This is a genomic window from Enterocloster aldenensis, assembly GCF_003434055.1.
GTDB classification, from domain to species: domain Bacteria; phylum Bacillota; class Clostridia; order Lachnospirales; family Lachnospiraceae; genus Enterocloster; species Enterocloster aldenensis.
Map to the genome: position 1 here is coordinate 175,221 of NZ_QVEX01000001.1, position 18,744 is coordinate 193,964.

Annotated in this window: 18 protein-coding genes; 6 read left to right on the top strand and 12 right to left on the bottom strand. The window is 47.5% G+C overall.

Annotation, left to right across the window (positions count from 1 at the left end; translation table 11 throughout):
- Positions 1–24: 24 nt before the first annotated feature.
- Complete coding sequence (locus DWX59_RS00740) at positions 25–1,359, bottom strand: ABC transporter substrate-binding protein (protein ID WP_117555395.1); 1,335 nt, start codon at positions 1,357–1,359, stop codon at positions 25–27.
- 209 nt (positions 1,360–1,568) lie between these two features.
- Between DWX59_RS00740 and DWX59_RS00745 the strand changes: the two genes are divergently transcribed.
- The 3 genes from DWX59_RS00745 (at position 1,569) to DWX59_RS00755 (ending at position 4,071) form a co-directional block, all read left to right on the top strand.
- On the top strand, positions 1,569–2,375 hold the full coding sequence (locus DWX59_RS00745) for a DeoR/GlpR family DNA-binding transcription regulator (RefSeq protein WP_117555396.1): 807 nt from the start codon (positions 1,569–1,571) through the stop codon (positions 2,373–2,375).
- Between the two features lie 134 nt (positions 2,376–2,509).
- Positions 2,510–3,316 (top strand): MurR/RpiR family transcriptional regulator, encoded by an 807-nt coding sequence (locus tag DWX59_RS00750; protein WP_117555397.1) that lies wholly within the window; start codon positions 2,510–2,512, stop codon positions 3,314–3,316.
- Positions 3,313–4,071: a MurR/RpiR family transcriptional regulator gene (locus tag DWX59_RS00755; protein WP_117555398.1), complete on the top strand. Its 759-nt coding sequence runs from the start codon at positions 3,313–3,315 to the stop codon at positions 4,069–4,071. Before DWX59_RS00750 ends, DWX59_RS00755 begins: the two co-directional genes overlap by 4 nt.
- 24 nt (positions 4,072–4,095) lie before the next feature.
- On the opposite strand, the gene DWX59_RS00760 is transcribed toward DWX59_RS00755, so the two are convergent.
- From DWX59_RS00760 to DWX59_RS00790, 7 genes are all read right to left on the bottom strand, one after another.
- The gene (locus DWX59_RS00760) at positions 4,096–5,619 is read right to left on the bottom strand and encodes a MutH/Sau3AI family endonuclease (RefSeq protein ID WP_117555399.1); all 1,524 of its coding nucleotides are present in this window, start codon (positions 5,617–5,619) and stop codon (positions 4,096–4,098) included.
- A gap of 164 nt (positions 5,620–5,783) precedes the next feature.
- Positions 5,784–7,307: a PTS transporter subunit EIIC gene (locus DWX59_RS00765; RefSeq protein WP_117555400.1), complete on the bottom strand. Its 1,524-nt coding sequence runs from the start codon at positions 7,305–7,307 to the stop codon at positions 5,784–5,786.
- Positions 7,308–7,344: 37 nt separating this feature from the next.
- Positions 7,345–8,670, bottom strand: a complete 1,326-nt coding sequence (locus tag DWX59_RS00770) for a 6-phospho-alpha-glucosidase (RefSeq protein WP_117555401.1) — start codon at positions 8,668–8,670, stop codon at positions 7,345–7,347.
- Between the two features lie 257 nt (positions 8,671–8,927).
- The gene (locus DWX59_RS00775; RefSeq protein WP_117555402.1) at positions 8,928–9,644 is read right to left on the bottom strand and encodes a CAP domain-containing protein; all 717 of its coding nucleotides are present in this window, start codon (positions 9,642–9,644) and stop codon (positions 8,928–8,930) included.
- 163 nt (positions 9,645–9,807) lie between these two features.
- Positions 9,808–10,167, bottom strand: a complete 360-nt coding sequence (locus DWX59_RS00780; RefSeq protein WP_117555403.1) for a TfoX/Sxy family protein — start codon at positions 10,165–10,167, stop codon at positions 9,808–9,810.
- A 62-nt stretch (positions 10,168–10,229) separates the two neighbouring features.
- On the bottom strand, positions 10,230–10,520 hold the full coding sequence (locus DWX59_RS00785) for a DUF3795 domain-containing protein (RefSeq protein ID WP_117557135.1): 291 nt from the start codon (positions 10,518–10,520) through the stop codon (positions 10,230–10,232).
- A gap of 75 nt (positions 10,521–10,595) precedes the next feature.
- Complete coding sequence (locus tag DWX59_RS00790; protein ID WP_117555404.1) at positions 10,596–11,525, bottom strand: helix-turn-helix transcriptional regulator; 930 nt, start codon at positions 11,523–11,525, stop codon at positions 10,596–10,598.
- A 259-nt stretch (positions 11,526–11,784) separates the two neighbouring features.
- On the opposite strand from DWX59_RS00790, the gene DWX59_RS00795 reads away from it, so the two are divergent.
- Complete coding sequence (locus DWX59_RS00795; RefSeq protein ID WP_117557137.1) at positions 11,785–12,045, top strand: helix-turn-helix transcriptional regulator; 261 nt, start codon at positions 11,785–11,787, stop codon at positions 12,043–12,045.
- Positions 12,020–12,472 (top strand): peptide deformylase, encoded by a 453-nt coding sequence (def, locus tag DWX59_RS00800; protein ID WP_117555405.1) that lies wholly within the window; start codon positions 12,020–12,022, stop codon positions 12,470–12,472. The genes DWX59_RS00795 and def overlap by 26 nt, the downstream gene beginning before the upstream one ends.
- A gap of 155 nt (positions 12,473–12,627) precedes the next feature.
- Here the strand turns inward: def and DWX59_RS00805 are convergent, their stop codons facing one another.
- Positions 12,628–13,041 carry a YjdF family protein gene (locus DWX59_RS00805; protein WP_117555406.1) on the bottom strand — a complete coding sequence of 138 codons (414 nt, stop codon included), beginning with the start codon at positions 13,039–13,041 and terminating at the stop codon, positions 12,628–12,630.
- A gap of 253 nt (positions 13,042–13,294) precedes the next feature.
- On the opposite strand from DWX59_RS00805, the gene DWX59_RS00810 reads away from it, so the two are divergent.
- Entirely contained in the window at positions 13,295–14,110 is an 816-nt protein-coding gene (locus tag DWX59_RS00810) for a DUF305 domain-containing protein (protein ID WP_117555407.1), read from the top strand.
- A gap of 90 nt (positions 14,111–14,200) precedes the next feature.
- On the opposite strand, the gene DWX59_RS00815 is transcribed toward DWX59_RS00810, so the two are convergent.
- From DWX59_RS00815 to DWX59_RS00830, 3 genes are all read right to left on the bottom strand, one after another.
- Positions 14,201–15,424, bottom strand: coding sequence for a Na+/H+ antiporter NhaC family protein (locus DWX59_RS00815; protein ID WP_235844834.1), 1,224 nt, complete (start codon positions 15,422–15,424; stop codon positions 14,201–14,203).
- Positions 15,425–16,240: 816 nt separating this feature from the next.
- A complete protein-coding gene (locus tag DWX59_RS00825) occupies positions 16,241–17,200 on the bottom strand; it encodes an ABC transporter permease (RefSeq protein ID WP_117555408.1) in 960 nt (319 codons plus the stop codon).
- A 35-nt stretch (positions 17,201–17,235) separates the two neighbouring features.
- The gene (locus tag DWX59_RS00830) at positions 17,236–18,741 is read right to left on the bottom strand and encodes a sugar ABC transporter ATP-binding protein (protein WP_117555409.1); all 1,506 of its coding nucleotides are present in this window, start codon (positions 18,739–18,741) and stop codon (positions 17,236–17,238) included.
- Positions 18,742–18,744 lie beyond the last annotated feature (3 nt).

Here is an 18,744-nt window from a genome sequence, read left to right on the forward strand (position 1 = left end):
CCAGGGCGCAGTAACCATCGTAAATCAATATTCTTCTATAAGTTTATCTATTTTTCCCTGTGTCTCCTGAAGTACGGTCGGAATATCTTTATTCTCATACAGTACTGCCTGTCCTGCATCAATAATCAGTTTACGAATCTGCCCTTCAATTTCCAAGTAATCCATCGCTACAATCAGCTCTGCGTCAGGAGCTCCGTCCACAAATGCCTGGTACCACGGCCGCTCCGCAGTAAAACTGCTGCTGACGGCATCTTTACGACCCGGTATACAGTCCGTCAGTTCAGCAAAGCGGGACTGCATATCTTTCGAGGCACACAATTCAATATATTTCCATGCAATTTCCTTATTTTTACTGCTGCTTGAAAGATAAAGGAGATTGTCTGACGCACTGGAATTTTTATATGGAAACGGTACCCGCGCCGTTCCAATATGTTCCATGATATCCGGGTTAATGGATTCAATCGTCTTAACCAGCCAAGGACCATCAATCAGGAAAGCAATCTGTCCATTCGCAAACATAGTGCGGTAAGTAGCTTTGTCTACACCTTTCGGAACAAGTCCTGCATCAAAAATCTCCTTGTATTTCTTAAAAGCCTCCTGAACTCCCGGACTGTTGATGTTAATACTGCCTCCTACAACATTATCATCAAAACCAATTGACCAGATTAGCAAATCATCATAAAAAGCGCTCTCGTTCGTCGTCATACATGCGTATCCATATTGTTCCGGAGCTTTGGTCAGTTGTTTAACAGCTTCTATGAATTCATCTATTGTTGTCGGTACTTCAATTCCAGCTTCATCCAGCAATTGTTTATTATAAAACAGTTGATGAGAGGTATACATGGTGGTTAGCGCATACGTTTTTCCATCTGTTACGATTGGATTACTGCTCTGAATTGGCTGATACACTGTTTTAAAGTCCTCCAGCAGCTCTGGCGAGGCATAATTGTCCAGGGGCTCCAATGCCCCCAGCCCTACAAGGTTTCCAATACGCACTACTTTTCCCATAAAAATATCGGGTACCGTGCCAGATGATACACTAGCAAACATTTTGTCCCAATAATCCCCATTGGGAATCTGAATCGGTTCTATTTCATAGCCTGGATTTTCTTTTGCAAACTGCTCTGCAACTTCTGCATAAAAATCAGAATATCCTGCCTCCCCCCACTGCCAGGTGGCAAACGTTATTTTCTGTGTTTCTGCTGCGGCCTTCTCCTCCTGACTTTCCTGCAAAGTCTCCGCTCCAATCTCTTCAGCCTGATTTTTATCTGCTGGTGCTGATGAAGAACAGGCGCTGCAAAGTAATGCTGAAAGTACCAATGGCAACGACAAAATACCCCATTTCTTTGTGTAATTCATAAAGCCTCCCTCCTTTTGATTGATATTGACATATTTGTTTCAAGTAATATAATAATTGTATATATACCACAAAAAAAAGTCAACGTGGGGTGTTATTATTTATTATTTTTCAATTTAATATGACTTTATTATTCAAATTCAATCATATTCAATCATTCAAAAAATCACATCCCCGTTCTAAACACTGATTCACACTAAGGAGGGTAACCATGCTGGCGGTCCATAGAAGGAATGAAATATTGGATTTAATTCAGAAAAACCAGTTTATCTCTGTACGAAAATTATGTTCTATTTTATTTTACAGCGAAGCAACCATCCGCCGGGATTTAGAGCAGCTAGAGAAAGATGGTGCCATTATACGAATCCGTGGCGGAGCCATGATACGGGAAGGATTGAACATTGAACTTCCTCTCAATTTGCGGCAAGTAAACAATATCCGCCAAAAAAATGCAATTGCAGCCAAAGCAGCCGAACTTATCGAGGATAATGATGTCCTATTTTTTGACACCTCCAGCTCTGTCCTCAGCCTGCTTCATCACCTTGACAAATTCAAGAACATTACCGTTATCACGAACAGTCTCCAAACCGGATCTGCATTGACAGAGCTTAAGAACTGCAAGGTTTATTCCACTGGCGGAGCTAGTTTTTCCAAAGCCAGACAATCTTTAGTAGGAGTACATGCTAGGGATTACATTCGAAATTTTTATGCGGCCAAATTCTTCTTTTCCGCACGTTCTGTAAGCTTAAAATATGGTTTAACGGATTCCTATGAAGAGGAGGTAGAGATAAAACGTGAAATGATGAATCAATCGGACATGAAAATTCTTTTAGCTGATTCCAGTAAAATTAATCAGAAGTCCTTTTATCATGTTTGTGATTTGTCAGATATTGACATTATGATTACCGACCCTGGCTCAACTGTCACGACACCTGAGTGGTCTCAAAGTATAAAAAAGCTTGTTCTTTGCAGCCCCGTCATTTCCCCGGAACATCCTCCACAGAATGATATCAAATAAGTCATTTTAATAAATCTTTTGAACAAATTACTAAAATTCTGCTATAATAAACGGGAACGGGTTGATATGAATACGGTGCCGGTCAAAATCCCTAACGATATGGTGATGTCTGAGAAAGAAACAAGGAGGTTCCCATGGTCACACTTCACCTTGATGATACTGTCATCAAAAGCCTGAGCAACAATGAGCTGAATATCCTGAAATTCGTCTATGAGCACGGCGAGGATGTGCCGGACATGAGCATCCAGGCCCTGGCCTCCCAAGTATGCTATTCCTCCGCAACCATTCTGCGGTTTTGTAAAAAGCTGGGATATTCCGGCTTCGCGGAACTGAAGTACGCACTGAGGGCAGCGGCTAAGAAGGAGCCATCCCAGCCTGGCACCCATAGGGCCCGGGATTTTTCCACCTGGATGATGATGGACAGTCTGTGTTCTGATATTGAAGGGACTTCCAAGCTGATATCCGAGGACCAGCTTGGACGCACCTTCCGCTATTTTGACAGCAGCTGCCCCATCTATCTTTGGGCGCCCGGAGGAATCACCAGCATACTGAGCGACTATTTTGAGAAACTTCTGTTCTCCATCGGGCGCCAGAACGTATATAAGATTGAATCCGCCAAAATGGGGGAACACATATTAAGGAATGTCCATACTGAATCCCTGCTGATACTTATCAGCACCACCGGTAATTTCGGCCCAACCGTGCGCCTGGGCAAAATTGCCCGCATGAATGATATACCAATCCTATCCATTACCCCATACACCAGTAACGAGGTGGCGGGCCTGGCCACGGTCAGTTTCCGCTTTTTCACCGACCAGCGGGAGAACCGCGGCGCGGAGTTCACCTCAAGGCTCCCCGTATTTTATGTAATCAACAGCATCATACGCTGTTATCTGGGTTATAAACGGTCCGGAGAACAGCCCCAGGGAGGAAACCCATGATCCCCATATTTGAAAAAGCCCACCAGCTGGACCTTACAGGAACAGAGGAGGAAATCCTCCAATATTTTGAATCCAACCTGCCTGCTTCCATATACACCAGCCTCAATGACCTCAGCGCCAGCCTCTACACCTCCAATGCGACCATTGTCCGTTTCTGCCAGAAGCTGGGCCTGAAGGGTTATAATGAATTTAAATACCAGGTACGGGGCGAGTTAAAGCAGCTTCATATGACCCCGACTTCAGATGACCTGATGCATCATACCCTGGCCCTGTTCCGGGATAACCTGGAGCAGATTGACGTTGCAAAGCTGGAGGAGATTGCCGGCCTGCTCACCAGCGGGCGCCCCATCTATATATACGGCTCCAACCTGAGCTCACTGTCTGCCAAATATCTTCAGACAGTCCTCACCTCCCTGGATTACCCCTGTATCCTCATTGAGTGGCAACGGCTTCTCAACGGGCTTGCCTATGAACTCTGCAGCGACGCCGTGCTCTTCATCATCACGGCCCATGGGGATGCCAGACGTTACCTCTCCGTGTTCCAAAGGGCCAGGGACCGGGGAACCACCACGGTCCTGCTTACCTGCGAGGAGGACAGCCCCCTGATTCCATACAGCACCATTGCACTCTGCACAAACGACCAGAATGAAGAATACCGCCATGTTGATATCAATCCCCGCCTGGGCATACTCACCATCATCCAGCTGCTGATTGAACTGGCCGCACAGACCAGACAGGATTCCCGGATTGATTAGGACAGATACGTATATCCCCGGCATTTATATGAAATCAATTTTCCTTAACATATCGGTTATGTATCTTCCTTTTATCCATATCTGCTGGGAATAGGCATGTATGGTATCTGTCCCATCCGCTGCACGGCCTTTAAATACCCACGGTTTGGAATTGCTGTCCGTACCCGTACCTCTTACAAAAACAGATGACTGGGCCTGTTTGGGAAAATTCAATGCTGTCATGGGAACCCCGGTATCATTAATCCGCTGCGTACCGTCCTTCCGGTACACATAGCGTTCCACGACACCGTTGTTATTAATCTTATCAGTTATCTCGTTATATACATTCCTGATTGGCCCGTTTATCATTTCATCCTCAAAAACCAGCCTCTTGAATCCCTGGAATACATTGTCATTCAGAGGCGCCGCCGTGCATGGCTCCTCAAATAGGATGCACAGCATCTGATGATTGCTGAAATACTCATAATAACTTGTGTCTTCATAATCAAGTGAGGCATCTGTTATTTCATCCAGGTCCATGGTAAACAGTTTCATCTGCTCTGTTTCCATCCCCTTTCTCGTGACAGTAATGGTCTTTGCTATCAGCCCGATTTTTTCAAATAATTCTATGTTGCTGATTTTTTTGGATTTTCCGCCCAGCATATGCACGACAATTGTTTCCGTTATATGTTTGCATAACTTATGAATGTCCTTTACTTCTATGCCAAATATATGTATCAGCTCTTCCACGGTCCTGCCGCGATACTGTTCCGTCAGCGCGTGCAGCCTCCGGTCTAATTCACTGTATGAATTAAATTCCTCACTGAGCTTTTCTAATTTATGATTGTAGAAGTTCTGGAATAATGTGTTTACATAGGATTTCTTAAGCCGGAATCTGGGCGTCTGCCTGGGCTGCAGCTTAAATCTTGGGGCAATGTCAATGTAAAACAGGTCCTTCTTTATTTTCTGATGCAGCAGCGGATATAGATCATACCGGTCCTCCCGGTTTTCTATGCTGACCAGGTAATCATGGACCTGGGTCCAGTCATTTTCAAACTTTGCCAATTCATCCTTATCATCTGCAATATCAAGGAATTTATATCCCAAAACCGGAAACCTGTCATATTCAGCATAGGGAACCACCTTCTGTCCGCTTTTTCTGTCATAAACATAGAACACGAACAGCATATGTGCAATCTTATTATAAAAATGGGATTCCAGAAATTTCTCATGTTCGATTACCCCGATGCTGACGGCGGTCAGTGACATGGGCTCCTTTGCCGCGTACTTCTCCCCCTGCTTATTGGAAGGTTCTACCCCGGTAACCTTTAATTCCGTATCCTTATAACTGCCGTCCGCCTGTAAAATTGACAGGTCGGCTTCCTGTGTGGAATTCTGTTTCATGGACAATACGCTCTGTTCAATGACGCAGCCGGCAATTCCCTTGGCAGGCACCTGTGTATGGAATACATCCCTCACATCCACCTCGCCAAGTGTCTTTTCACCGTCAAATACCTGGAATCTCCGGATGATCTCTTCTCTTGTAAAATATTTATCATGATGTTTCATGGCATTCCTCCGTCTTATGATTTTCCATATATTTGAATTTTACCAGAAATACATCTATTTTACTATCACTAACCTGGGCCGCATAATAAAAAACAGGTCTTCTAACAAGTTCAAATCTTGATAGAAGACCTGCCGTATGGCCAAGCCAATGCTTCTTACACAGCCTAATATTTCAATACTTCCCTTACATGGGATGCAATCCCTTCGACCTTTGGTCCATAAATCACCTGGATATGCACGTCACTGGGACGGACAAATCCCATGGCTCCGGTCTTTTTTAATATCTCATCGCTTACCAGCGCCATATCCTTTAAATCAACCCGAAGCCTTGTAAGACAGTTATTCACCACCACGATATTCTCCCGTCCCCCAAGTCCTTCAATGATCCTGGATGCAAGGATGTGCTGTTTCTCATCAAGGCTGCTCCCCCGGGTTTCCTGTTCCGGTTCTTCGTCGGACACGTCAATGGACAGCTGTTTTCTGGTAAGATACCATTTAAATACATAATAATATGCCACTGAGAAAAACGGTCCTGTGATTAATACCCAATACCAGTGTGAGCCTGGCTGGAACACGCCCCATATAAGGAAATCAATGAGGCCGCCTCCCGTATTTCCGATGATGACGTTACATGCGGACATCAGCATGAAGGAAAGCCCGCCCATCAATGCATGGAACAGATACAGAGGAGGCGCGATAAACATAAAGGAGAATTCCAGCGGCTCGGTAATGCCGGATACAATACTGGCGGCAACGCCCGCAATCATCAGCGCCTTCACCTTGGCCTTTTTCTCTGGCGGGGATGTCCTGTAAATAGCCAGCGCCGCTGCCGGAAGACCGAACATCATCATGGGCATCTTGCCCTGTCCCAGGAACACGGTAAAAGGCTTAAGCTCCGAGATATCCACCTTATCAATAAACTGCAGGAAAATGTTCAGGCAGCCCTCCACCCCTTCATAGACACCGCCGATGGAAGTGGTACGGAAAATGCCGTTAAGCACATGGTGAAGCCCGGTGGGAATCAGCAGGCGCTCCAGGAAGCCATACCCGAATACCCCTGCCAGCCCGGTAGCAGATATCAGCCCGCCCATGCCGTCAATGGCCATGGATACAGGTGACCAGACAAAAGGCGCCGCCAGGCCCACGGCAGCCATTGCCAGAATGACCACAATGGCCACAAAACGTTTGCCCCCATAAAAGGAGACTGCCACAGGGAACGTGATTTTATGGTACTTATTGTGCAGAGCTGCAGTCACCACACCGGTGACAATACCTGCCACCGCGCCCATATCCAGCGTTTCCACCCCAAGGATCGTGGATATCTTCAGCGCCCCGAAGTCCATGAATCCTGAATGAATCATACAGGAAGAGGCCACTAAAAACGTATAATATCCGATAAAGCCTGCAAAGGCGGCTATCTCCTTTTCCTCCCTTGCCATCCCGAAGGAGATGGAGATGGCAAACAGGACCGGAATCAGTGTAAATACAACGCCTGCAACCTTATTTAACGTAGAGATGATGAAATACAGAAGCTCCTGCTGTAAAAACGGAGCCGCCGCCTGTACCTGTGCTTTCATCAGCGCGGAAGTCAGTCCCAAGACAATACCGCATGCTGCCAGGGCCGCAATGGGCATCAGCAGGCTGCGCCCCAGCGCCGAGAAAAAATCCATTACTTTATTCTTCCCCATAATCTTACTATCCTTTCCCTCCAAATTATCCTGCGGATTATCTTAACTCGGGCCACATCCCCCGGTTTGCTTCAATCAGCGCGTCCAGCACCTTCCTTGCCTTCTTGGCATCGTTGATCAGGCGGTTAAGGGTAAATGCCTCCAGCGCCTTCTGGTAGGAGTTCTCAAAATACGCGTCTACAATCAGCTTTTCACAGGATACCTGGTTCACCAGAAGTCCCAGGTTGAACTGCGGGATATTACCCACGCTCATGGGACGCGGGCCGTTGGCTCCCAGTTCGCACACAACCTCCACCATGGCGTCGTCCTGCATATTGGCAATGGCCCCGTTGTTCTCAACAATCAGGATGTGTCTGTCATTCTTATTGTAAGCAATGGCCTCGGCAACCTTGATCATCATCTCGGCATGGGCATCGGAAATAGCATCAAACCGGTCTCCCAGCTTACCTTCCCTGATTACCTCCTCACACTCTTTAAATACCCGCTTCTCCCTTCCTGCCATGACCTCATCCGCACGGGTGAAATCAGGATCCAGGTGGCTGGCCTTATATTCCGGGTACAGGTAATACTGGTCGTATGTGTTGGGCAGGAAATCCGGGAAATCCGCCATAAGGGTCTGCACCATCCCGTAGGTATCCAGCCAGGATTTGTCCCTCTGCTCGGCGTCCTGGGGAAGGAAACCGTTCCTGGCAACCATTTCCCTGATTTTAGGAAGCAGGTCCTCGCCTGTGCGGCTGTCATACATATGGGTAAACCATCCGTAGTGGTTCAGTCCGAAGTATACCGGGTCCAGGTCTTCCCAGCTGCAGTTTAAGAGACGGCTGCAGGAACGTACCACGTTCTCCGGCTGGTCGCAGATATTTAAAAGCCTCCTGTCCCCGGGGAATTCCCTGCGGAGCGCCTCCGCCACAATGGCTGCCGGATTGGAGTAATTGAGGATCCAGGCGTCCGGCGCATATCTGCGGATATCGTGCACTGCTTTAATCATGTCCACGCAGGATCTGAGTCCGTAGGCCATGCCGCCTGCCCCGCATGTCTCCTGTCCGATGATTCCCATGCTCAGCGGTATATGCTCGTCCTTGGCACGCATGGGAAGCCCGCCTGCGCGCATCTGCATGAACACAAAATCCATGCCCTCGTACGCTTCCCTGCAGTCGGTGGTATATGAAAAATCCAGCTCCGGGAACCGCTCCCTGAAAAGGATTTCCCCATATTTTCCAATGGGTTCCTGGCGCTCTGCATCAATATCGAACAGCACCAGCTTCTTCAAAGGAAATTCTTCCCTGAGCCTGACAAATGACTTCAGGAATCCAAGGGTAAAGGTACTTCCGCCTCCTACGATACATAAATTAAATGCTTTCATTTTCCTTCTCCTTTTTCAACTTTTATAGTTGTCTGTCTCTGATGCCCTTATGATACTTCATTCTGTTTTGGATGTAAATAGTTCCAGATTCATACGGATAGCATCCCTTATTTTAATATTTATGACTCATATAGTAATTTTTTTCACAAACCATATGGATACTGGAACAAACCAGCACAAAAGGCGGCCGCACCGATTGATAATCCGTGCGGCCGCCCTGATTTTACTTCGTGAATACAGTACGGTCAATATGTATGTCAGCGGATAAATAACTGGGTCCAGTAATTAACGCCAGATGCGTTCTGGTAATGTCCCACGCCGATTGAGGTATAGCTGCTGTTCAGGATATTGGCCCTGTGGCCGGAGCTGTTCATCCAGCCCTCCATCACCTTCTCCGGTGAATTCTGTCCATAAGCAATGTTCTCCCCTGCGCCCCTGAAGTTCACACCCGCTTCGGTCAGGGCAGAATTAAAGCTGCTGCCATCCGGTCTGGTGTGTGAAAAGGATCTCTCTATCTCCTTGGCTCTTACCTGGGCTGCGCTGGCAGCGCCTCTATCCACGGTAAGGGCCGGCAGTCCGGCCTTGGCCCTTTCTTCATTTACCAGTCTCACAACTTCATTGGCAAATGCGTCCTGGGAGCCGTCTGTCCCGGGCTGGTCCGGAAGCATACCGCCCGGCTGGTCCGGAAGCATATTATCCGGGAAATCCGGGATTGGGAAATCCGGGGCAGGCAGGCTGTTGTCCGGGATGTTGGAACCTGGAATATTGATGCCCGGAATATTGATTCCCGGAATATTAACACCTGGGAAGCCAGGCACCTCACAGTTGGAACCATTCATGCTGCCGCCGATGACAATCATCTTTCCTCCTGGGATGTTGTATGTACCGGTTGCTGCTAATGCGGTTACCGGAACCGCGCCCGCTGCCGCCATGGCTGTTGCTGCTGTTAAAAGGCAAACTGATAATTTCCTCATGGTATGTCCTCCTATTATTACATAAATATTACATTTCTGTTACAAAAATATAATACCACATAATCAATGGAAATTGTTTAGGAAACCAATGGTAAATCTGGAAATCCAGTTTCCAGTGCTCCATCACACAGTGCCAGCGCCTTCCTTGGAATGGATTTGAACATCATTTTCCGTTATCTGTGCCATGTATTTTCTTTGCTTTACCCGCTTTCTTCTTCGCTTTGGGTTCAGGCAGTTCCTCACAGGTTTGGATGACCAGCTTAGCAAGGAAATCCGCATCATCCAGATTCTCCACCAGATACATGCCCGGCTCCCCTCCATGAGGAGCTGCCGGTTCTGCGTCCGGTAAAAGCAGGCGGCCTGCATTGGTCATCTTCACATAAAACTGGTTGTCCTCCACGGTTCCAAAGAACTTGCCCCCGCACCAGAGACCGTATTCCCCAAATAATTTCTTATAGGTAATCACGCCCGCATCCGCCAGCTGGGATGCAACATATTGTACATATCCTAAACTTGAAGCCATAGCCATTCTCCTTATCTTTCACGTGCCGGGTTCTTAATACAGGAAACGCAATGATCCTGATTCTACTTCATCGACTTCAGCACCTCAATCATCTGCCTTAACCCCTCTGCGTTCTCTTCCGGTGTCCGGGTGGGGTCCTGCTGGTCAAACCGCGCACAGGGCAGGGAACCGCAGCGGCCGCAGTGGGGCAGTTCCTTTTCATTCACACAGCACTGGTATATGCTGCATACATCCTCCTCCTTATATTCCAGCCAGAAGGGCTTCCCATCTATCTTTGGACACCCTTGGCAGTCCACAGGATAATAGGGGCATTCATCACATATACATCCACAGCACGCCACTATCTTTTCCATAACCATACCCCCTTTTTTCCAATTATAACACCCGAAACATGACATCAGCATGTCATATTCATACATTTTATCCGCCTAAATAACTGAAGCCCCATCCTTTGGCTGATACAGTCCGCATATCCTGCCTGCTGTCTCTGCCAGTTCTTTTCTAAAGGCCTCCGGCTCCAGCAGTTCTATCTGGCTGCCAAGGCTGAGGACCCATCCCATCAGATTCTCCTTATCCGAATAACCTGCCTGGAACAGAATACGGCCGTCTTCCATTTCCTTCAGGCTTTCAATCCCAAACTCTTCGATAATACGCCATTTAACTGCCGGCTGGCAGATGGCTTTCACCTGGAATCTTACCGGAAACGGGCCTGTGGGTTCATTTTCATAAGCAGGCATATCACGTTTTGTAAAATGCTCCTGGCAGAGTTCCAGATCCGCCATACGGTTCAGTTTAAACATCCGGTAATCTTCCCTGAGACAGCAGTATCCCCATACGTACCAGGATGACCATTGAAATACCAGCGTATAAGGTTCAATGCATCGGGCAGACTCGCCGGACGGGGAAAAATAAGAGAACCGGGTCAGCCTGCATTCCTCAATGGCTTCCTGGAACAGATGGATTTTAGGCGCAAGGGTCTCTTTGTACCAGGAGGACAGATTAATCATAATGTGGCTGTCAACATGGATTAAATCATGGTTCCCCACAGCCAGCTTGTCCATCAGCTGTCTGTACTGTCCGGTAAAGGATACGCTGTCCAGACTGCGGAGACCTGCCAGGATGGACTGCATTTCCCGGGATGTAAGCAGGGTCTTATCCATCCTGTACCCTTCCATGATGGAAATGCCTCCGTTCACACCCCTGGTGGTCACAATGGGGATTCCTGCCTTGCATATATCCTCAATGTCGCGGTTGATGGTGCGCCGGGATACCTCAAATTTATCCGCAAGATAGGGCGCGGTCACCTTCTCTTTCTGGAGAAGGATGGATAAAATACCGATGAGACGGTCAATCTTCATATGGCTGAAACCTCCTTTGCAGCATCTGGCACGAACAAGAAACATTTGGCCTGAACCGCTTCCGGCCCAGGGCGTATTCTGCTTGCTGCTTCCATACCTTATCTTACTATCAATACTTTATTTGTTCAATTCCTTTTTGCCCTGGCAATCCCTCTGGCAGGAAATGGGATTTATGTAATGTTAACTTGACTTCATGCAGGAATGGGATTATAATCCAAGTAAGGTAAACATTACATATATGAAAGAAGGGAACCATGACGTGAAAAACAGAATTAAGGAATTACGGGAAAACAAAGGACTAACCCAGGAACATCTGGGAGAACTTGTGGGCGCATCCCGCCAGGCAATCAATGCCATAGAAACAGAAAAATTCGAACCATCCATATGGCTGGCCTATGACATTTCACAGATATTCGGCTGTTCTATTGAAGAAGTATTCCTATTTGAGGAAAGTACAAAAAAATCCAGGGCAGACAGCAGCAGGAGGGATAACAATGGCGCTAAGGCAGCTTCGGTATGAAGGCGACATATCATTAAAGAAAACATGCAAGGAAGTCCTCACGGTAGACGACAAAATACGGGAACTGCTGGATGACATGATGGACACCCTGCGGGCAACCGGGAACGGCGCTGCCCTGGCGGCGAATCAGGTCGGTATACTAAAGCGTCTGGTGGTTGTGGATTATGGGGATTGCCAATACAAGCTGGTCAATCCTAAAATCATCGGACAAAGCGGTGTACAGGAATGCATCGAAGGCTGCCTCAGCTTCCCCAATCGTTTTGGCATGACAATACGGCCGCAATCAGTAACCATACAGGCACTAAATGAAAACGGGGAAGAAATCATACTAACCGGTGAATGGGAAATGGCAAAATGCTTCTGTCACGAGATTGAACATCTGGACGGAGAATGTTTTCTTGATAAGGTCATTAAATTTATCGATTAAATGAACCGTCCGATTCTCCAGAAGCAGCAGAAAAGGGGTGGTCACAAAATGTAAAATCCCAACAAGATATGGTTTATGGCTTACAAACCATTACCGGCATCTTGTATGAGAAAATTATTTTGCAGCAACCCCTTTTTATGTTCCTATCTCTGGATTTATCTTCCCCGGTGCTTTTCTTTCTGCTTTTGCCGCCTGATTTCAAACTGGCGCTGTTTTTCTTCTTCCTTCTGCCTGCGGCTCTTTTCCTTGCGCATCACTTTATTTTCTTCCTTCTGCAGACTTAAGGCCTGCTGGGATTTTGTTCCGGTCCCATGTGCTTCCAGCTGTTTTTTTACATTCCTCTGCATGCGCTTGGGATTCATCTTCCCTTCCTTCTTTTCACCCGCGTCCACCGGCGGACTGAACCTCAGTTTATGCCAGTTCTTAAGAATGAACCCGTATACCTCATAATCCTTTGGTTCTGCCCCGAATGTGATTTTGCAGGCTTCCAGCTTTCCATCCTGGATGCGTTCATAGATACCAATCCAGAAAAGGCCGTCAAAAAATACTGTCAGTTTACTTTTTTGCACAAAAAACACTCCTCGCTTTCAACAGCAAAGAATGGACAACCGAGGAGGCAGGTTACTGACAGATTTGTGATACTGCGCCCGGACTACCGGCCGGGACTGTGTTTTTATCTTTGCGTTATTTAGTTTTATGGTATCATTTTACCTTATTGGCTTCTTATTTGCAAGTATTGACATGGTATATTTTCCAGCAACCAGCAGATACTAAACCCATCTATTTTAAACCACCAATCTAACAATACAGGAGACTTTAACTATGAACAAAAACATGCGTATCTGGATTATCGGAGTCTGCGTTGCACTGGTCATCATCATCGTAGCCGCGGCAGCGTCCATGAACAGGAACAGCGGCAGCCAGGAGCAGACCGGCACCACATCGGAAAGCGGGGTGACAGAGGATCCAAACGCCCCATCCTCATCCGTGTCCGGCGCGGACAACAGTTCCATGAACGGTTCAGGGGATACATCCATGGCTGACAGCCACATGGATCATTCCTCCCACGGCGGACAGGCCTCAGGCAATGGGGATAACCTGAGCCGTTACCTGACTGAGCAGGATTCCATCATGATGAATATGATGGAGGACATGATGATCCGGGAAAAGTCCGGCAGTGCTGATATTGACTTTCTAAAGGGAATGATTCCCCATCACGAGGCGGCCATCAAAATGTCGGAAAGTTATCTGAACTATGGCGGGGAAGTATCTGACCTTGAGACCCTGGCGCAGGATATCATCACGGCGCAGAAAAAAGAACTGACCGAGATGAATGACCTGGTTAAGAAGTATGAAAAAGAAGGAAAAAAGAATCAGGAAAATGAGGATGCTTACCTTGCAAAATACAGCGGGATGTTCTCCGATGACTCCATGTCCCATCATATTAATCCGTCCGGTGTGGACAACATTGACCAGGCATTTGCAGAGGGCATGATCATGCACCACCAGATGGCTGTGGATATGGCCAGGGATATCCTGGATTATTCAGAACAGGAAGAAGTAAAGAAACTGGCCCAGGATATCATTGATGTCCAGGAAAAAGAGATTGAACAGATGCAGAAGCTGATACAGAAATAATAGAAAAACCCGGAAATACGGTTTATCATCCGAACGCGGCCTTCCTGCCGGGAGGTGCATTCAATCCGTATTTCCGGAGTTTTTTTATCCCTATTCTTTGCCAGCCAGACGCGCCGCCGAAATCCGGTTCAGCACTGCCATCACAACGATTAAGGCAATCACCGCAAAGCCCAGGGCTGCCTCGCTGCCGGTCAATCCTGTTATGATATAAGCAATGAACGCTATGGTTCCATTGACAGCCGCATAGGGCAGCTGTGTCTTGATGTGCTCCACCAGGCCGCCCCCAGCGCCCGTGGAGGACAGTATGGTGGTGTCTGATATGGGTGAGCAGTGGTCGCCGAACAGCCCGCCGGACAGGACCGCCCCAACCGCAATGTAAAATGGTATTCCAAAAGCATGGGCCATCGGGATTGCAAGCGGCATCATGATGGCGAAGGTCCCCCAGGAACTGCCGGTTGAAAAGGATATGAACGCCCCGAACAGGAAAACGGCAGCCGGCACCAGGGATGCGGAAAAACTCATGTCCTGAAGGAATTTTACTATAAATTCGGCCGTCCCCAGCCCGCTAATCATCTTCCCCAGGGACCATGCCAGGATCAGGGTAATGGCCACGTCTGTCATCCCCTTCATCCCGCCAACATATACCTTGAATGTCTCATTAAAATCCATGACTTTAAGCAGACAGATTAACGCCATCAGGACAGCCGCCCCCAAGAAATATCCCATGGTCAGGGCCACGCGGAATGCGTTTCCATCCACCTTTGCAAACGGGAATCCCAGAGGCGCCAGGGTCCCGAACAAGGTTGCAAACACAACCACAATGGGAAGGATTACCATGATTGGCTTTGCATGCTTAAGGGAATACCCATTCTTTATCTCATGCACAATCTCCTCCTGCACCAGGTCAGCGGCCCTGTTTTCCTTCTCAGCCCGCATTTCCGCCTTTTTCATCTGAGAAAAATCCAGCTTCGTAAATGCCACCAACGGAATCATGATGATTGCAAGGATAGCATAAAACTGGAACGGTATAGCGCGGACAAAGGTCGTATAATCAGACTCCGCCACCCCAAGATTCTCAAACTCCGCCTGAATCAGCCCCATGATATAAACGCCCCATCCAATGAATGGAATCAGGATTGCCACAGGGGATGAGGTGGAATCCAGTACCCAGGCCAGTTTTTCCCTGGATATCTTCAGTTTGTCAAACAGCGGCCTAAACACCGGCCCCACCAGCAGGGGCGTTCCCAGGTCTGAGAAAAAGATAAGGATCCCGCTGGCCCATGCGCAGATCTGCGCCTTCAGCTTTGTGTTCACATACCGGTACACGCAAATGATTTTAATGGATGGGTGAGAAAATAGCAAGAAGTTATTTTCAAATTGCCTCCTTTATTATACAATAACCTTATATGACAGGGTGTATGCGGGGCTGGCATGACAACCCGCAAAAGGGAGGAGATATCATCACGAAAGTAAAACTCGATTACAAGGATGGCCTATCATATCTGATAGGGTCATATGAAAAAACCCCTGGTCACAGGGGGCAGTTTACTGCTTATGAAGATATCATCATATATTTTCCAGGTTCTAAAAAAAATGGTGATTACAGACTGGAAATAAAAGGCGCGAACGCTCCTTTGCATTCTGATATTTGCAGGATTCTGTATGATTACATTAAATCAAATCAATACTCTTACACTGTATTGGTACAATTCCTGGAAGACATATATTATAACGGCACTAAGACATGTTACGTGGATCCTGATTTGGAATACTTACAAAATCTCATATTCTGGATTACGCTGCAGGAAGAGATTAATTATCCTAGTACGAATCCCCGATATGCAGGCAGGAACCTTGCCTACTGCAGGTACGTTGAGGCCATCTACTGTACAAGGGAAAATGTTTCCTTTACAATCGGGACCGTGTGTGACAGATGTAATAACCACAAAGGTCCGCGGCCTGATTTATATGTACTGCCTGACTGTCCGTCCATTTATCACTATTAAATAGTATAGGCCGTCTATTTTAATCTGTCCCTGTCCGAAGAGATACGGAACATGCAGATGGCAGGAACACAGCCGGGAAAGGCGCGGCTCCTACGGAACATCAGAGCGCGCCGTCTGACTTTCATCAGCCCTGCTGTGTCTTTAGCCTGATTGCGTCTAAAAGCACTGCCACAAAGATAATCAGACCATTAATCATCTGCACATAGTAGCTGGATACCCCCAGTATCTGCAGTCCCACCTGGATAACGGTGAGGAGAAGGACGCCGCCCAGCACCCCCAGGACATTTCCCTGTCCGCCGCTGCAAGCCACGCCGCCGATTACAGTGGCTGCAATGTTGTTCATGTCATAGGAAGTGCCAAATGTGGAGGTGACAGCCCCCATATAGGCGGAAAGGAAAAACCCTGCGACGCCTGCCAGAAAACCCGAGATGGTAAAGGCAATGATTTTTATCCTGTCAACCTTGATGCCCGACACATAGGCCGCGTCCTCATTGCCGCCTACCGCGTACAGGCTGCGTCCATAGGGTGTCTTGTTCCATAAAATATATACAAACACAAAAACCGCAACCAGCGCAATGGGAAGTGTGGGTATGCCTGCAATGCTTCCCTGCCCGAACCATTTATAGGAATCCGGCATGTTGGTAATGGCACGCCCCTGGGTGATGACCAGGAATGCACCCAGCAAGGTCAGCTTCACGGCAAGGGTTTCCACCAGCGCAACTGCTTTCAGCTTTGCTATCAGCACTCCGTTTAAGGCGCCTATGCAGGCTCCAGTCAGGAAGATGACAAGTATGGCAATCACGGCAGGACAGCCTTTTTCAAGCAGCAGGAGTCCGCATGTTGCGGAAAATGACATCACGCCCAGCAGGGACAGGTCGATTAAGCCCAGCATGATTGCAAAAGCCTGGGCAAAGGAAAGGATTCCAAGTACCGTTGCCTGTGAGAGGACATTCCCTAAAATCGTAGGTTTGAAGAAGCTGGGTTCCAGGCCGCCCACAACGGCTACCGCCAGGACCAGCAGGATCCAAACGATATTATTCAGCAATTTTCTTTTTAATTTGAACCAATTTATATTCACTTTCATCCCTCCATGTCTCATACATTCACAAACAGCGGCATTTAACCCACAGAATCACGGATGTTGATTACATCCTCATGGCTCAGTCCAAGATTCCTTACATCCTTTTCTAACCTGCCGTTTTTAAAGAACAGTATCCGGTCAACGGTACGGATCAGTTCATCAAAATCATTGGTCAGGTACAGTACGGATGTATTGTCCTCTTCTGCTATCTTATTGATATTTTCAATAATCTCCTCACGGCTCTTAATATCAATCCCAATAGTGGGTTCATCCAGCATCAGAAGCTTCGGACCCGTGCTGACTGTCTTTGCCACAACTACTTTCTGCTGGTTTCCCCCGGAAAGGCTGCCCAGTTTATCATCTGTGGAGTTTGCCTTAACATGGAACAGTTCAAAATAATGCTCTGATATGGCCCTGGATTTTTCCATGTCCACAAATCCCAGCTTATTCTTAAGTGTGGTGTACAGGGATGGAAGGCTGATATTCTCACGGATGGACATAAGGCCCACGATTCCTTCCTTATGCCTGTCGTAGGAGACATAGGAAATCCCATTCTTCATGGCATCGGATGGGCTGTGGATTGACACTTTTCCACTGCCTCCTGTCCGGATTTCACCCTCTGTCATTTTATCCAGGCCAAAGAGGGTACGGCACAGTTCCCTTGCACCTGAGCCTGGAAATCCTACCAGACCAGTAATTTCACCACGGTATAGCTTTACGGACACATCCTTCAGTATATGGCCGGATATGTTCCTGCATTCCAGCAGCAGTTCCCTGCCGCTGTTATCCGGAAGCTTTTCCCGGTTTATCAGTTCCACTTCCCCGCCTGCTATCAGGCTTGCCAGACGCTCTTCATTGAGTCCGCCGCCCTCGGAACCGGAAAAAGAACGCCCGTCCCTTATGACCGTCACATCATCTGACAGTTCCACCACCTCCTGCAGATAATGGCTGATAAAAATAAACGCAGTCCCTTTGGCCTTTAATTCATTGACAAATACAAACAGTTCCTGACGCTCAACAGATGAGAGGGCGGTGGTGGGCTCGTCCAGGATAATCAGCTTTGCGCCGCCATGCATGGCCCTGATGATGTTTACTTTCCTCTGGTCCACACCATTTAAGTTGCGCACCTTTTCTTTTGGGTCCACATCCAGGCCGTATTTACGCAGTTCTTCCCCTGCATCAACAAATAATTTCTCCCAATCCACAAAGCCGCTTTTTTTCCTGGGCCATATGCCCATGAAGACATTTTCCCCCACAGTCAGTTCCGGAACAATACTGGCGTGCTGTGGTACTATCTTAACTCCCATATTCTGTCTTTCAAAGACAGAATATGGGGTGATATCATTACCCTCCAATGTAACAATGCCGCTGTTCTGTTTATAGATTCCGGCTATGATGTTGACAACCGTGGATTTTCCGGCTCCATTCCTTCCAAGCAGGGAATGTATGGTCCCCTTTTTTATGGTAAAGCTCACATCCTCCAGGGCCTTTGTTGCACCGAAGTTCTTGCTGACGTGTTCAACCTTCAGGAGTATTTCTTCCATGTT

Bases quoted from the DNA above. Each gene is read 5' to 3' on its own strand.
- DWX59_RS00770 (WP_117555401.1), bottom strand. From the start codon at position 8,670: ATGAAAGCATTTAATTTATGTATCGTAGGAGGCGGAAGTACCTTTACC.
- DWX59_RS00780 (WP_117555403.1), bottom strand. From the start codon at position 10,167: ATGGCTTCAAGTTTAGGATATGTACAATATGTTGCATCCCAGCTGGCG.
- DWX59_RS00750 (WP_117555397.1), top strand. From the start codon at position 2,510: ATGGTCACACTTCACCTTGATGATACTGTCATCAAAAGCCTGAGCAAC.
- DWX59_RS00760 (WP_117555399.1), bottom strand. From the start codon at position 5,619: ATGAAACATCATGATAAATATTTTACAAGAGAAGAGATCATCCGGAGA.
- DWX59_RS00825 (WP_117555408.1), bottom strand. From the start codon at position 17,200: ATGAAAGTGAATATAAATTGGTTCAAATTAAAAAGAAAATTGCTGAAT.
- def (WP_117555405.1), top strand. From the start codon at position 12,020: ATGGCGCTAAGGCAGCTTCGGTATGAAGGCGACATATCATTAAAGAAA.
- DWX59_RS00745 (WP_117555396.1), top strand. From the start codon at position 1,569: ATGCTGGCGGTCCATAGAAGGAATGAAATATTGGATTTAATTCAGAAA.
- DWX59_RS00785 (WP_117557135.1), bottom strand. From the start codon at position 10,520: ATGGAAAAGATAGTGGCGTGCTGTGGATGTATATGTGATGAATGCCCC.
- DWX59_RS00810 (WP_117555407.1), top strand. From the start codon at position 13,295: ATGAACAAAAACATGCGTATCTGGATTATCGGAGTCTGCGTTGCACTG.
- DWX59_RS00830 (WP_117555409.1), bottom strand. From the start codon at position 18,741: ATGGAAGAAATACTCCTGAAGGTTGAACACGTCAGCAAGAACTTCGGT.
- DWX59_RS00755 (WP_117555398.1), top strand. From the start codon at position 3,313: ATGATCCCCATATTTGAAAAAGCCCACCAGCTGGACCTTACAGGAACA.
- DWX59_RS00740 (WP_117555395.1), bottom strand. From the start codon at position 1,359: ATGAATTACACAAAGAAATGGGGTATTTTGTCGTTGCCATTGGTACTT.
- DWX59_RS00775 (WP_117555402.1), bottom strand. From the start codon at position 9,644: ATGAGGAAATTATCAGTTTGCCTTTTAACAGCAGCAACAGCCATGGCG.
- DWX59_RS00790 (WP_117555404.1), bottom strand. From the start codon at position 11,525: ATGAAGATTGACCGTCTCATCGGTATTTTATCCATCCTTCTCCAGAAA.
- DWX59_RS00765 (WP_117555400.1), bottom strand. From the start codon at position 7,307: ATGGGGAAGAATAAAGTAATGGATTTTTTCTCGGCGCTGGGGCGCAGC.